This window comes from Marinobacter sp. UBA5687 (genome assembly GCF_002420325.1).
GTDB classification, from domain to species: Bacteria; Pseudomonadota; Gammaproteobacteria; order Pseudomonadales; family Oleiphilaceae; genus Marinobacter; species Marinobacter nauticus.
In genome coordinates this window covers 16,099-30,363 of sequence record NZ_DIHV01000145.1, presented here as the reverse complement: position 1 = coordinate 30,363, position 14,265 = coordinate 16,099, and the positions used below count along the sequence as shown (strand labels likewise).

15 protein-coding genes are annotated in these 14,265 nt (G+C 58.9%); 11 read left to right on the top strand and 4 right to left on the bottom strand.

Annotated elements, in window-relative coordinates; translation table 11 throughout:
• The first annotated feature begins 256 nt into the window (after window positions 1–256).
• The 3 genes from dcd to B3Y70_RS16045 all read left to right on the top strand — a co-directional run bounded on the left by dcd (window position 257) and on the right by B3Y70_RS16045 (window position 2,760).
• Window positions 257–823: a dCTP deaminase gene (gene dcd / locus B3Y70_RS16055; RefSeq protein WP_011784457.1), complete on the top strand. Its 567-nt coding sequence runs from the start codon at window positions 257–259 to the stop codon at window positions 821–823.
• Window positions 820–1,419 carry a YjaG family protein gene (locus B3Y70_RS16050; protein WP_011784458.1) on the top strand — a complete coding sequence of 200 codons (600 nt, stop codon included), beginning with the start codon at window positions 820–822 and terminating at the stop codon, window positions 1,417–1,419. The genes dcd and B3Y70_RS16050 overlap by 4 nt, the downstream gene beginning before the upstream one ends.
• A 63-nt stretch (window positions 1,420–1,482) precedes the next feature.
• Entirely contained in the window at window positions 1,483–2,760 is a 1,278-nt protein-coding gene (locus tag B3Y70_RS16045; RefSeq protein WP_199451765.1) for a valine--pyruvate transaminase, read from the top strand.
• Here B3Y70_RS16045 and B3Y70_RS16040 read toward each other — a convergent pair.
• The 3 genes from B3Y70_RS16040 to purM all read right to left on the bottom strand — a co-directional run bounded on the left by B3Y70_RS16040 (window position 2,757) and on the right by purM (window position 5,294).
• Entirely contained in the window at window positions 2,757–3,497 is a 741-nt protein-coding gene (locus tag B3Y70_RS16040) for a DUF3108 domain-containing protein (protein ID WP_199451766.1), read from the bottom strand. The genes B3Y70_RS16045 and B3Y70_RS16040 overlap by 4 nt on opposite strands.
• 73 nt (window positions 3,498–3,570) lie before the next feature.
• Window positions 3,571–4,233 carry a phosphoribosylglycinamide formyltransferase gene (gene purN, locus B3Y70_RS16035; protein ID WP_014421897.1) on the bottom strand — a complete coding sequence of 221 codons (663 nt, stop codon included), beginning with the start codon at window positions 4,231–4,233 and terminating at the stop codon, window positions 3,571–3,573.
• Entirely contained in the window at window positions 4,230–5,294 is a 1,065-nt protein-coding gene (purM, locus tag B3Y70_RS16030; protein WP_199451767.1) for a phosphoribosylformylglycinamidine cyclo-ligase, read from the bottom strand. Before purM ends, purN begins: the two co-directional genes overlap by 4 nt.
• 188 nt (window positions 5,295–5,482) lie before the next feature.
• Here purM and B3Y70_RS16025 point away from each other — a divergent pair, with 188 nt between their 5' ends.
• From B3Y70_RS16025 to B3Y70_RS16005, 5 genes are read left to right on the top strand one after another with little or no spacing between them, the layout of a single operon-like run.
• Window positions 5,483–6,802, top strand: coding sequence for a DUF2066 domain-containing protein (locus B3Y70_RS16025; protein WP_153741331.1), 1,320 nt, complete (start codon window positions 5,483–5,485; stop codon window positions 6,800–6,802).
• 21 nt (window positions 6,803–6,823) lie between these two features.
• The gene (locus B3Y70_RS16020) at window positions 6,824–7,384 is read left to right on the top strand and encodes a CDP-alcohol phosphatidyltransferase family protein (protein WP_011784464.1); all 561 of its coding nucleotides are present in this window, start codon (window positions 6,824–6,826) and stop codon (window positions 7,382–7,384) included.
• On the top strand, window positions 7,381–8,079 hold the full coding sequence (gene hda, locus B3Y70_RS16015) for a DnaA regulatory inactivator Hda (protein WP_153741332.1): 699 nt from the start codon (window positions 7,381–7,383) through the stop codon (window positions 8,077–8,079). The genes B3Y70_RS16020 and hda overlap by 4 nt, the downstream gene beginning before the upstream one ends.
• Before the next feature lie 43 nt (window positions 8,080–8,122).
• Window positions 8,123–8,920: a ParA family protein gene (locus B3Y70_RS16010; protein WP_011784466.1), complete on the top strand. Its 798-nt coding sequence runs from the start codon at window positions 8,123–8,125 to the stop codon at window positions 8,918–8,920.
• Between the two features lie 10 nt (window positions 8,921–8,930).
• A complete protein-coding gene (locus B3Y70_RS16005; protein ID WP_022991712.1) occupies window positions 8,931–9,272 on the top strand; it encodes a YqcC family protein in 342 nt (113 codons plus the stop codon).
• 16 nt (window positions 9,273–9,288) lie between these two features.
• Here the strand turns inward: B3Y70_RS16005 and nadC are convergent, their stop codons facing one another.
• Window positions 9,289–10,128 carry a carboxylating nicotinate-nucleotide diphosphorylase gene (gene nadC, locus B3Y70_RS16000; RefSeq protein ID WP_023011365.1) on the bottom strand — a complete coding sequence of 280 codons (840 nt, stop codon included), beginning with the start codon at window positions 10,126–10,128 and terminating at the stop codon, window positions 9,289–9,291.
• Window positions 10,129–10,351: 223 nt separating this feature from the next.
• On the opposite strand from nadC, the gene B3Y70_RS15995 reads away from it, so the two are divergent.
• From B3Y70_RS15995 to B3Y70_RS15985, 3 genes are all read left to right on the top strand, one after another.
• Window positions 10,352–12,652 (top strand): DUF1631 domain-containing protein, encoded by a 2,301-nt coding sequence (locus B3Y70_RS15995; protein ID WP_153741334.1) that lies wholly within the window; start codon window positions 10,352–10,354, stop codon window positions 12,650–12,652.
• Between the two features lie 105 nt (window positions 12,653–12,757).
• Entirely contained in the window at window positions 12,758–13,369 is a 612-nt protein-coding gene (gene ampD / locus B3Y70_RS15990; protein WP_114435067.1) for a 1,6-anhydro-N-acetylmuramyl-L-alanine amidase AmpD, read from the top strand.
• A complete protein-coding gene (locus B3Y70_RS15985) occupies window positions 13,369–14,256 on the top strand; it encodes a histidine kinase (protein WP_199451768.1) in 888 nt (295 codons plus the stop codon). Before ampD ends, B3Y70_RS15985 begins: the two co-directional genes overlap by 1 nt.
• Window positions 14,257–14,265 lie beyond the last annotated feature (9 nt).

Genomic DNA, 14,265 nt, shown 5'->3' with positions numbered 1-14,265 from the left:
ACGGCCCGAAAGAAGCGCACATGGGTGAGACAAGCGTTTTAGAAGCGAAGCTTCGCGCGCAGGCGAACGACTGCAATCTATGATTGCAGGCTGGACCCGCTTGCGGGTGCTCGTAGCGGTTTTTGGACAGAAGGGCCTGATGGCGCAGCCCCCAGTGCGCGGTGTTGGGCAACCAGTCCTATATCTTCGACAGTCACCGCACGACAAGGTAAACTACGCCCCAATTTTCCCACCAGCTGGAAACGAGAATTCACCCATGAGCATCAAATCCGACAAGTGGATCCGCCGGATGTCCGAACAGCACGGCATGATCGAACCCTTCGAAGCCGGACAAGTTCGGGAAAGCGAAAAAGGCCGCGTCATCTCCTACGGCACCTCAAGCTACGGCTACGACGTACGTTGCAGCAACGAATTCAAAATCTTCACCAACGTCCACAGCGCCACCGTAGACCCGAAGAACTTCGACGAAAACAGCTTCGTCAACTACACCGGCGACGTCTGCATCATCCCGCCGAACAGCTTCGCCCTGGCGCGCACCGTTGAATACTTCCGCATCCCCAGAAGCGTACTCACTATCTGCCTGGGCAAAAGCACCTATGCACGCTGCGGCATCATCGTGAACGTCACCCCGCTGGAGCCGGAGTGGGAAGGTCAGGTAACCTTGGAATTCTCCAACACCACCAATTTGCCAGCGAAAATCTACGCCAACGAAGGCGTTGCCCAGATGCTGTTCTTCGAATCCGACGAAATCTGTGAAACCAGCTACAAAGACCGCGGCGGCAAGTACCTTGGCCAGACCGGCGTGACCCTGCCCAGGACATGAACGCCAACCAGTTTCTCAAAGCCGTCTCACAGCTGCAGGGCTGGCGCGAATGCGCCTTCCTGCTGGCCCTGGCCGAACGCTCCTTTCCCAACTACGCCCTGTTCGCCGACGCCGTTGGCCTGAAAACCGGCGGCAAGATGCGCCAGTTGCTCGATCTGGCCTGGGACATGCTCCAGAAAGACGTGGCCGATGCCGCAATTCCGCAGCTGCTCAGTAAGCTAGAAACCCTGTGCCCCAATGTGGATGAGTACGATGCCTACGGTGTCTACCCAGCCTTCGATTTCTGCCAGTTGCTTGAGCAGGCGCTGCTGAACCGCCTGAATCCGAACAAGCATCGCGCCACCGAAGCTTCCCAGTTGGCGACCCGCACCGTCATGGATTTTGTTGAAATGTCCGAAGGTGAGGGAATGGATGAAAACGAACTGGTGCGCGTGTTTGAACACCACCCCCTGCTCAAGGACGACAAACTGTTTCAGCGTGACACCGTCATGGCGCTGAAAAAGCAGCGAACACCCAAAGAAGCCTTCCTGGCTGAACTCCGAGCCGGTGCCGCCAACGACGGTGTCAGCAATCTGGGAATCTCCCTGGAAGGCTGACATAAGGCAACCAAGCTACACTGCCTGTAACCTCCCTCAGTACTTTATTGAACGGAATGAATCATGAAACTCTCTGCTTTCGGTCGTAAATTCACCGCTGATGCCGGCATTACTTCCCTGATGGACGATCTCGGGAATGCCATGGCCTCCGGTGAGGACATGATCATGATGGGCGGTGGTAACCCCGGCCACATTCCGGAGATCCAGCAGAGAGTTCAGAGCATTCTGGCGGAGATGGCCTCCAGTGAAGCGGACGTACGTCGGCTGGTGGGTATTTACGACCCCCCTCAGGGGGAAAAACAGTTTATTGCCTCCCTGGCCCAGTTGCTGAATCAGGAATACGGCTGGGGCCTGAAGCCCGAAAACATTGCGCTGACCAACGGCAGTCAGGCTGCCTTCTTCATGCTTTTCAACATGTTTGGTGGTGACTACGGTGATGGACATCGCAAGCATATCCTGTTGCCGCTGGCGCCTGAATACATTGGCTACGCCGATGCCGGCATTGAGCAAGGGCTGTTCCACGCGGTACAGCCGGACATCTCCTTCACCGATGCCCATGAATTCAAATATCGGGTGGATTTTGAGGCCGTGGAGGTGACCGGAGAAACCGGCGCTATCTGTGTATCCCGGCCCACAAACCCCACGGGAAACGTCATCACCGATGAGGAGTTGGCCCGGCTGGAAGAACTGGCCCGGCAAAACGATATTCCGCTGATTGTCGACGGAGCCTATGGAACGCCATTTCCGAGCCTGCTGTTTGTCGACGCGCAGCCGAGCTGGAACGAGCAGGTTATCCTGTGTCTGAGCCTGTCAAAGCTGGGCTTGCCGGCGGCGCGAACCGGGATTGTTATTGCCGAAGAGTCCATTATCAAGGCATTGTCGGGTATCAACGCCATCATGAACCTGGCCACCGGAAGCTTTGGTGCGATGCTGGCAGAACCGCTGGTGCGCTCCGGAGAGATTCTGTCCCTGAGCCGGGATGTGGTTTGCCCGTTCTATAAAGCAAAAATGGAGCGGGCGGTATCGGTGTTCCGGGACGCCATGGGCGAAGACAGTTGCCGCTGGTACATCCACAAGCCCGAAGGCGCCATGTTCCTGTGGCTCTGGTTCCCGGATTTGCCAGTCTCCAGTCTGGAGCTTTATCAGCGCCTCAAGGCTCGGGGTGTGCTGGTGGTCTCCGGGCATTATTTCTTCCCGGGCTTGCCCGAGGATGGCTGGCGTCATCGCCATGAGTGCCTCAGGGTCACCTATTCGCAGGACGATGCCCGGGTGGCTGAGGGCCTGAGAATCATTGCTGAAGAAGTAAAAGCGGTGTGGGCCGAGCAGGGACTGGCCGGTTAGTCGGCCAGTGTCGCGTCTTTGAGTTTCAGCTCGTACTCGCTGCCGTCCGGCTCTACCTGGAGCAGGCGAACCAGCAGGTAATCCCGGGCCGGATCAAACCACATCAGGGTCTGGCGTTTGGAGTCTTCGTCCCGGACCTTTTCCGCCTTCAGGGTGTTCATGGTGCGGCCATTGTCGCCCAGGCTATCTTCGTCGATGACAGCAAAGCGGTCGTCGTCGTAATCCCCCTTGTCCAGCACCTGGTAGGTGACATCGCGTTTGCCCGCCTTGAGATCCTGATGGAGCTGTAACTGGTAGCCCAGTGGGTCCAGGGTCTTATCCCGCAACTCGACTTCAAACTTCTCGCCGCGATAGCTGCCGGTGGCAGTGCCTGCCTGCCAGTCAAAATCAATGGACTGTTTGCGATCCTTGATCAGGAAGCCGGAGAGGTGATAGCGGTAGCGCAGGGGAATTACCTGGCCATTTTCCCAGCGAAAAATCAGTGATTCGTTGATATCGGCGATGAAGGAGTCGACATCCGTACGGTAGAGCCAGACGTTATTGCCCTGGTCTGTCAGTTCCCGAACACCTTCGCCGTTGAGGCTGACGCCCTTGGACATGGAGGCGGTGTAGCGGGCCTCATAGGGTGCCAGAGGGGCATAATCAACATCGCCGGCGGACGCCGGCAGTGCAATCATGCCGGCAATTAGGGCTGCCCAGAGCTGAAAACGTGGTTTGTGGGGGGTGTCTGTGTGCATCAAAAAGCCTCTTTGACCGTCTACGCTAGCGACAGTGTAGTTGGTTCGGCGAGGCCTTGTGATGACAATCTGTTCAGTTCGCCGGCAGTCGCATGGGACGCTCGATGGGCGCGCCGTCAAACAGAACGCCCTCAGCGCCCAGCTGTATGCGACCCTCGCAGAACCAGCGCACGACGATGGGGTAGAGCACGTGCTCCTGTTGCTGAACTTTTTCCGCCAGGGACTCCGGAGTGTCATCCTCTGCCACGGCAACTTCCGCCTGGGCGATGACGGGCCCGCCGTCCAGTTCCTCGGTCACAAAGTGAATGGATACACCGTGGGTGCGGTCACCGGCTTCCAGGACCCTTTGGTGGGTGTTCAGTCCGGTGTAGGCCGGCAACAGGGACGGGTGAATGTTAAGCATTCGGCCACGGAATGCGCGGACAAAGTCGCTGGTCAGAATCCGCATGAAGCCGGCCAGCACTACCAGATCCGGATTGTGGCGAAGGATTTCGGCCAGCAGGGCGGCGTCGAATTCTTCTCGGGAGCCGTATTTTGTATGGTCGACCACAAAGGTGGTGAGATTGGCCTGGGCGGCGCGCTCCAGGGCAAACGCGCCCGGTTTGTTGCAGCCAACGGCAATGATCTCACCCGGAAAGTCGCGTTCACGGGTGGCGTCGATCAAAGCCTGCAGGTTGGTGCCGCTGCCAGAGGCGAGCACCAGGATCTTCGGAACGGGGGCCGGATCTGCCTTCATGCCGTCAAAAGCCCCGGTGCGTAGCGAACAACGGGCTCAGCATCGCTGGATTCGGCTACTTCCATTACGCCGATCTGCCATACCTTTTCACCCATGGCATTCAGGGTGTCCATGGCCAGTGCCTTCTGGTCTTCCGGTACACAGATGACCATGCCGATACCACAGTTAAAGGTGCGATACATTTCCTCCTGGGCTACGCCGCCGGCATTCTGAAGCCACTGGAATACCGGGGGCAGCTCCCAGCTCTGGGTGTCGAGTGCGGCTATGGTGCCCTTGGGCAGTACCCGGGGGATGTTCTCGGGCAGGCCGCCGCCGGTAATGTGCGAAAGGGCCCGAACATCGACTTCGCGAATCAGTTTAAGCAGATTCTTAACATAGATGCGTGTGGGCGCCATCAGGGCGTCGGCCAGTGTGGTGTCGCCCATTGACTGGCTCAGGTCTGCGCCACTGACTTCGATAATCTTGCGAATCAGCGAGTAGCCGTTGGAGTGGGGGCCGGAGGAGCCCAGCGCCAGCAGGGCGTCACCCGGCTGCGCGCGGCTACCGTCAATGATCTTGTCACGCTCCACAATGCCTACACAGAAGCCGGCCAGATCGTAATCGTCGCCTTCATACATGCCCGGCATCTCGGCGGTCTCGCCACCAACCAGAGCACATCCGGCCTGCTCACAACCCTGGCCAATGCCTTCTACTACCTGGGCGGCAACGTCAACATTCAGTTTGCCGGTTGCGTAGTAGTCCAGAAAGAACAGAGGCTCGGCGCCACCGACCACCAGGTCATTCACGCACATGGCCACCAGGTCGATGCCGATGCTGTCATGCTTCTGCAGTTGCATGGCAAGCCGAAGCTTAGTGCCTACGCCGTCCGTGCCAGAAACCAGTACGGGCTCTTTGTAGCCTGCCGGAATCGATACCATGGCACCAAAGCCGCCGAGGCCGCCGAGTACTTCCGGGCGACGGGTGCGCGCTGCAGTGCTCTTGATTCGGTTGACAAGATCGTTACCTGCGTCGATGTCCACGCCGGCATCGCGGTAGGTCAGGGAGGGCTTCTGTTCGCTCATGGAAAATAACCGTAGGCCTGTGAGTCAAGGCGCGGATTTTAACAGGTGCGCACGGGGGCTCCAAATGGAATTGGGAGCACAGGCAATATTGCCGGTTTCAGATTGCCTGACTGCAACCTGTGCTTGCTACTCTCGGCTCTGGTGATGGTGTATCCTGTGCGCCAACCATGGGAATGGCAAGGTGTTTCATGACCGAATCAGTGAAAACAGCCAGGAACGGGCGAGTTGCTGCGTTTCTGTTGGCGGCAGTATGTTGGGTACTCTCGGCCGGCCCGGCATCGGCGGTCAGCGTGTCGGGACTTTACACGGCCGATGTTCCGGTTGCAGGCACCTCGGCGGATGCCTTGAAGGCCGGATACGCTGAAGGGCTGCGTCAGGTAATGGTGAGGGTGTCCGGGACCCGTGAGGTGCTGGAACTCGAAGGGATAGACGAGGTACTGGCAGACGCCGAGTCCATGTTGCTGTCTTATCAGGTGAACCGTACCGCGGGGCAGTCGCGTTTGCAGATGAGTTTCGGGGCCGTGGGGGTTAACCGCGCGCTGGCGTCTGTGCAGGCGCCGGTATGGGGCGCCAACCGCCCCCTGACACTGGCCTGGATTGCCGTGGAAGACCGGGGAGACCGGCAATTACTGACCCGTTCAGCAGATTCAGCGGCGGGCAGTAACGAGGGGCTCTGGGCCCAGCATCTCTTATCAGCAGCGGCCGATCGCGGTCTGCCCATCGCCTTCCCGCCGGAGACCTATGCCGGTGACCGGGCCTTGCTGTCGGATTTGTGGGGCCAGTTTGTCGGCCGCATCGAACAAGCTTCAGACGATCTGTCCCACGACGCCCTGGCTCTGGTGCGTATCAGTCGTTCCGGCGGCCAATGGCGCGCAGGCTGGGTGGTTGAAGGCATGGGGCTCGATGCGGGTGAGCAGTCGGTCAATGCCGATACGCCGGAACAGTTGGCGCAAGCTTTGATCGATCGCTGGACAGAGCAATACGCCAGCCGATATGCGGTTACAGCCGGCGAGGCGGGTGAGGCTCCGAAAGTTGATATGGTGCTTGAGGGTGTAACGACGCTGGCAGATTACGGTCAGGTGACCCGGGCCCTACAGGACATGACTCCGGTAGTGTCTGTTGGTGCGTCACGGGTTCGTGGCAACCGGCTGACCGTGGAGGTAGCATTCTCTGGAGAACTTGACCAGTTGAAGGAGCATATCGCGCTGGACGCACGATTTGTGCCGGCGGAGCAGCCTGCAGAGCCGATAACGGCCAGCAAGAACAGCCAGACTGCTGGCTCGGACGGGGATGGTGAGGCGCAAACAGGCGAGCCCGGTTCCCGCAATGAAACCGAAGCACCGGCCGGAACGGATGCGCAGGATAGTGCTTCGACGCCTGGGTTCAGCTATCAGCCCCTGGCTCCGGGCGATGAGCAGGATGCCGAACAGGCTTTTGAGTCTTTGTACCAGGTACTTTATTACCGCTGGCAACCCGCTCCCGGCGCCACTGGCGGCGACCGAAGCTGATGGCTTGATGGAGGCAGCCCGGTGAGTTCTAAGCAGTGGCGCTGGATCCCGAATGCACTGACATTCCTGCGAATGGTGCTGATCGTGCCGTTCGCCGGCGCGCTGCTGGAAGGTAACTATCGGCTGTCTCTGGTGATATTCTTCGTTGCCGCACTGACCGATGCCTTTGACGGGTTTCTGGCCCGTCATTTCAATTGGCGCTCCCGGCTTGGCGCTGTGGCCGACCCTCTCGCGGACAAGGCGCTGTTGATTTCGGCCTACCTCATGCTCACCATTACCGGTGTACTTCCGCTGTGGCTGTTTGCCCTGGTGCTGGGTCGGGATCTTGTCATTGTCTGCGGCGGCCTGGCTTTTCATTACGGCATCGGCCGCTTCGATATGGAACCCAGTATTCCGGGCAAGATCAACACGTTTGTGCAGATACTCGTGGCGCTCGCCATTATCATCCTGCTGGCGGGTTTGCCCATGCAGCCCTGGGTCATCGACACCGGGATCTGGCTGGTTGCCGTCAGCGCGCTGGTGAGCGGGGGGCACTATGTGGCAGTGTGGAGTTTGCGGGCCTGGAGGGCGAAGCGGTCATGAAAGCCTCACAAATGGTATTGGGGGTCAAGCTCCGGGACGATGCCCGCTTCGACAACTTTCACGGCGACCGTAACCGTTCGGCCGCCCAGCGGCTTAAGCTGGTGTGCCGGGAGCCGTCGGGGCTTCCGGTGGTCGTGATCTGTGGCGATTCCGATACCGGTAAAAGCCACTTGTTGCAGGCGATTTGCCATGAGTCCGAGCAAATGGGGAAAACTGCCGTCTGCATCAGCATCGTCGAGTTGTTGCCGTTTGGCCCGGATGCCCTGGCGGGCCTGGACAGTCATGATGTGATCTGTCTTGACGATCTGGAACATGCCGCGGGGGATCCCGGCTGGGAGGAGGCGGTTTTCCACCTGTACAACCGGGTGTTGGACCGCAATGGCCTGCTGGTGGTCAGTCTATCCGAGGTGCCTGCTTCGCTGCCGTTCGGGCTGGCAGACCTGGGATCTCGCCTGGCGCATGGCTTGCTCATTCAGTTGGGCGTGTACCGGGATGAGGACCGGCAGCGAATCCTGATGGCCCGGGCAGAGCAGCGCGGGCTGGTGATGAGTGAGGATGTTGCCGGCTTCATCATGCGCAGGGCCCCTAGAAAGCTGGGTGATCTGCTGGGGCTGCTGGATACATTGGATGAGAATTCGCTGCAGGCCCAGCGACGTTTAACCATTCCGTTTGTTAAAGCTGTGATGGGATGGTAGCGGTAAAGGGATTAATAACGATAAAGGCCATTGGAGAGACGACATGAGACGGGTTGTATTCAATCAGAAAGGTGGCGTTGGCAAGTCCAGTATCACTTGTAATCTGGCGGCCATCAGCGCCGCAAGAGGAAAGCGTACCCTGGTGGTGGATCTGGACCCGCAGGGCAACTCCACCCACTACCTGCTGGGCAAGCCGGCGGCTGAACTGAAAGATACCGTTGCCGATCTGCTGGAGCAGACGGTCGCCTTCAGTGTCTTCAATCGTCGACCTGACGAGTTTGTACACGCCTCGTCATTCGACAACCTGTACGTGTTGCCATCCAGCCCTGAGCTGGATTTTCTGGAACGCAAACTCGAAGCCAAGCACAAGATCTACAAGCTCAGGGAGTTCCTGAAAAAACTCAGCGACAGTTTCGATGAGATCTATATCGATACCGCCCCGGCCCTGAATTTCTACACTCGTTCTGCCCTGATTGCTGCCCAGCGCTGCCTGATCCCGTTCGACTGCGATGATTTCTCCCGCCAGGCGCTCTACAACATCCTCCATGAAATCCGCGAATTGCAGGAGGATCATAATGAGGAGCTGGTTGTTGAGGGCATCATTGCAAACCAGTTCCAGCCAAGGGCGAGCCTGCCCAGGCAGTTGGTCCGGGAGCTGACGGAGGAGGGGTTGCCGGTGCTGCCGGTACGCCTGTCCAGTTCCGTCAAGATGAAAGAATCACACCAGAGTCGCCAACCGCTGATTCACATGGCTCCGAAACACACGCTCACACGCCAGTATGAGGACCTATACCGTGTGCTGCATGGGGAGTCTGTTGAGCTGGAGCCATTGGCAGACTGAGAGGAATCCCATGAGTGAAAAAGCACGCCACCTGGATCAGGTGACCGACGGTTTGCTGCAGATTGAAATTGAACTTCGGCAACTGGGTGTCTGGCAGACAGAAAGCCTGCCACCGGAGGCGTTCCAGAGTACCCAGCCGTTCTGCCTGGATACCATGGACTTCACCCAGTGGCTGCAGTTCGTGTTTCTTGAAAAAATGAAGGCGCTGGTGGAAGCCGGTCACGCGCTGCCAGAGGTATCTGGTATTGCGCCCATGGCAGAAGAGCATTTCCGTGGGCGTGAGCAGTCCGGCCGTGAACTGATCTCAGCGCTTGAGGAGATGGATCGGCTGTTGTCCTCTGGCGGCCGCTGATTATTCCGGGACTGGATTACTCCAGGCGCATGGACAAATCGATGGCTCGTACGTCTTTGGTCAGTGCGCCAATAGAGATGTAATCCACGCCGGTTTCGGCAACGGGCACCAGCGTGTGCGCGTTGATGCCACCGGAAGCTTCAAGGCGGGCTTTTCCGGCATTCCGCTTTACCGCTTCAGCCATGTCGGCAAGCGAGAACTCGTCCAGCATGATGATGTCGGCCCCGGCCTCAAGAGCCTGGTCCAGTTCGGCGAGCGATTCGGTTTCCACTTCCACGGGTTTGCCTGGTGCAATGCGGTGCGCTTCGGCGACCGCATTGGCAATGGAGCCGCAGGCGGCAATGTGGTTTTCCTTGATCAGGAAGGCGTCCCAGAGCCCCAGCCGGTGATTGTCGCAGTCACCGCAAGTCACCGCGTATTTCTGGGCCAGTCGCAGCCCTGGCAGGGTTTTCCTGGTGTCCAGAAGGCGGACGTTGGTATGGGACACCCGGCGAGCGTAATGGGCACAGGCCGTTGCCACGCCAGACAGGGTCTGCAACCAGTTAAGAGCAGCTCGTTCAGCGGTCAGAAGCGAGCGGGCCGGGCCTTGCATGCGGAAAATCACGGCGTTGGCGGGTACGTCGTCGCCATCGTGAAACTGCCACTGAAGTGTCACTGAGGGATCCACCTGGCGAAAAACCTCCTCCACCCAGGCGCTTCCAGCCAGGCGGGCGTCTTCCCGGGTGATTACCCTTGCGGTTGCCAGTTTTTCGGCAGGAATCAGCTGGGCAGTGATGTCGCCATCGCCAATATCTTCCCGCAGACTCTGGGCAACGGATTCGATACGGGCCTGGCGCAGCAGTTCGGCAGAAATCATTGGGACGTCCGGAGGTTGATGGTGGCTTGGAAAAGTGTGGAGGGCAATTCTACTGCCAGCGCTATCGATTCGCCAAATGGAGGTGTGAGGGGTCTGAAGTGTGATGCAGTTCCTGCTGACACAAAAGGTGACAAATTCTGACACAAGGTGACGACACTCGCCCGTATGATGTAATCCTATAAAGGTTTAAGTACCATCAGCTGTTCGATTCCGGAGCATCCACATGGCGCACGATAACAAGGTAGTCCGCTTGGCCGGTCAGAAGCCGGTGAGCCGGTTCTCGTTACCGGTAGAGCTGGTGCGACTGCGTGACACATCGGGTCAGTCACTCAAGGCGGTACTTGCCAGTTTTTTCGAACAGGCTGACGACAGTTTGTTTGCCCTCGCAGACCGGGCCGGCTCCAACCAGGACCAGACTGCTTACTTCGACGCCATGCGGGAGCTGCGACTGCGCCGGAAGGCAATGACAGTGTCAGTCCTGCAATACGTCAGCCAGGCCTTCAACGAGCTGGGTAAGTTCAAACCTGCCCGCTCCGGTGGTTCACTGGAAGAAGTGGACCAGGACTCCCTCAGCCTGGTGGATCACTCTGATCTTGAACAGCAGGTAGCGATAGATAACCTGACCAATCGCCTGCGGAATCGATACCAGGAGCCGGTAAGGATGTTGGCGGCCCGGATTCGCCATCTTGTTCCACAGTTGGATCTCTCTGACGATCAAATGCCTCTCAGCCCGGAAGTCATTTGTGGCGCTATTTCGGATGCTTGCACCGATCTGGATATTGATATCCGTGCCAAGCTTGTGGTTTTGAAGCTGTTTGAGCGCCTGCTGGTGGACAAGCTCAGTGATTTCTACCAGGAATGCAACAAAACCCTGATCGCCGCCGGCGTGCTGCCTGACATGAAGCGGGCTCCGGTGGGTGGTGCTCAGGTAGCGCCGGGTCGCAGTGCGCCAAAGGCAGGCGGTTCGCCAGCGCCCGCCCAGGAAGCCCCGGCTGCCGAAGGTACTGCCAATGGCCATGGACCGTCGCCTACTTTCAGTGAGCTGAGTGCGCTGTTGCACCAGGGAGAGACCAGTAGTGCCGGTATGGCACAAACCGGCGCTGTTCTGGATACCGATCGTCTGATGGCGCGCCTGAACGAACTGCAGGGCGCAGCGCCGCAGGGTGAAGGCGACAATGTGGTGCCTTTGCGCCAGCAGTTACAGCCGCTGTTGCAGGGTCCGGAAGGGAAGCGATTCTCAGTAGGGCAGGTCGACAGTGATGTGATCAACCTGGTCTCAATGCTGTTTGATTTCATTCTCGAAGATCGGCAGTTGCATCCGGTTATGAAGGCGCTGATCGGGCGGCTACAGATTCCGGTGCTCAAGGTCGCACTCAGCGACAAGAACTTTTTCAATCGTGGTGGCCATCCGGTTCGCAAGCTCCTCAACGAACTTGCCCTTGCCGCCATTGGCTGGAGCGAGAAACGTGCCGGAATGCGTGATCCGCTTCGGGAAAAAATTGAGGAAGTGGTGGGTCGGGTGCTCACCGAATACACCGATCAGGTAGGGCTGTTCGAGGAATTGCTGAAGGACTTTGGTCACTTCATGGATCTGGATCGCCGGCGTCGCGAGCTGGTTGAGCAGCGCCTTCGGGATGCCGAAGAAGGACGCGCCAGGCAGGAACGTGCCAGTCAGGCTGCTACCGATGTTATCCGTGAGCACACGGCAGGCCGGGACATTCCCGATCCGGTTTTACAGGTGCTGAACGAGCCCTGGACCCGCTACCTGCAGTGGGTGGTGTTGCGCGAGGGTGAAGAAAGCGAGCGTTGGCTGCAGGCAAAGGCCATCAGCGAGCGGCTGGTGTGGAGTGTTGACCCGCGACCGGTGTCTTCTGATACCCGGGCGGAACTGTTGCGAATGATTCCAGAGGTGGTGGAAGAGCTCCGCAAGGCGCTTCAGGAGATCTCCTGGGATCCGTTTGCAACCGATGCGGCCATCCGGGACCTGGAGCTTGCCCATGTCGATGTTTTCCAGAAACTGGTGACCGCGCCGGTTGTTGAAGACAAGGCACCCACGATTGAGAATTTTGAGGTACCTGAAGCTCCGGCAGAGCCGGCGGAAACTCCCGAGCAATCGGAACCTGCGCCGGAGGTGATTGACGAGGTGACTGAACCTGCGTCAGTCAAGCCTGCTGAGATCTCAGCCGGCGTTGAGACGGCAGCCGTCGCCGAGGAATTCGCGGAGATCCAATCACCAGTAGCGTCGGCGGAATGGCTGGCGAAGGCGGACGGCCTGAGAGTTGGATCCTGGGTTGAGATGGCCAGAGACGAGACCAGGGTCCGTTGCAAGCTGGCGGCCTTCATCAAGGCCACCGGCAAGTACATCTTTGTTAACCGCAGTGGTGCGAAGGTGGCGGAATATCATCGGGATGACCTGGCGATTGCTCTGCAGGAGCAGGCGATCACCATGCTGGATGACGGCCTGATCTTTGATCGGGCGCTGGAGTCCATCATCGACAACCTGCGTCATAACCGAAAAGACTGATCTCCGGTACTGAGTGCCCGCGCAGGGCACCGGCGACGTCGTGGCATCCATGGGCGCTTTGTGATTCAATCATCTGCATGAGTCCCCTGCGCCGATGGAAACACGTTGTCTAGTATCCAGAACGATCATCACCCACACTCCCTGAAAGATGCGGCAGCACTTTTGCGTTCCAGTGGCCGGTTCCCCGGCGTGCGCTGGTGTCCGTCGCCCAATTTTGGTCCCCGCCCGGACGGTTCCTCTATCTCACTGCTGGTGGTTCACAACATCAGCCTGCCGCCGGAACAGTTTGGCGGCCCGCACATCGAGAATTTTTTCTGTAACTGTCTGGATACTGCTGTCCACCCCTATTTTGAAACGATCGCAGAGCTGAAGGTGTCTGCACACGCGTTGATTCGCCGGGATGGTTCCGTTATTCAGTTTGTCAGCTGTCTGGACAGGGCATGGCATGCTGGCCGTTCCAGTTTTCAGGGTAAGGAGGAGTGCAACGACTACTCCATTGGTATCGAGCTCGAAGGTGCGGATGACGTTCCCTATACCGATGATCAGTACCGTGCGCTGGCGCGTCTGGCGCTCCTGGCAATGACAGCCTGGCCGGAAATCACGCCGGGTCGCATTGCCGGCCACAGTGATATTGCTCCGGGCCGAAAAACCGATCCAGGGCCCGCGTTTGAGTGGTCTCGCTTCCGGGCACTGCTGTCGAACGAGGAGATGGCCTGATGTCGTTGGTTGTTTTTCTGATTGCGTACGTGATTCGCCGCAGGCTGGACCGCGCCGACCACCTGGCCAGCGATGAGATCTGGCGTCGCTGGTTTCATCGTTGGGGCCGGGTAGAAGCGGGTCAGGAGCGGTCAGTCTGGAGAGGGGCGCTGCTGGTTGTGTTACCTTCTCTGGCGCTCGCTGGCGCGTGGGCGCTGTCCAGTGAGGCGGGCTACCGCTATGCCCTGTATCCGCTTGAACTGGTGCTGATGGTGGTACTGATGGGAGCGCCGGGCTGGCGCAAGGTGCTGCGAGCCTATTCCGATGCCTGGCGGCGCGGAGATATGCAGGCTGCCTGGCACCATGTTCAAGAGCGCCTGCCCGCCTCCGAAAGAGGAGCGGCGCTATCGCCAGAAGCCATGCACCTGTCGGTGTCGCGGGCGCTGATGGTCTCGGTTTTCGAGCGTTTCTTCCTGGTGGTTTTCTGGTACGCCGTCGGCGGCATAGCGCTGGCTTTTCTGGCTCGCGGGCTTGTAGCTCTGGCGGGCCAATGGCCGCAGGCGGCCGCGCGGGAACGCTATCAGCGGGCGGCCCGGCTTATCGGCTGGATTCCTTCCCGCTTGCTGTCATGCACATTCGGACTCGCCGGTGACCTGGCCGGCTGGTCCCGGGAAATACGCAAGGTATTCCCGGGATTCGGGAAAAAGACCGCGGATGTGCTCATGATTTCCGCCAACGGGTCGTTAACTGGTTATGCACTTGATCCTGCGCGCTTTTCGGAGTTGCACCCGGAAGAGTGGCCCGATTTTGGCGGACGGAGCCTCAGCGCCATAAGGGACCTCCTCAACCGGAGCATGCTGGTGTGGATATGTGCGTTTGCATTGCTGGTGATCGCAGGCATGGCCTAGCCGGAAAGC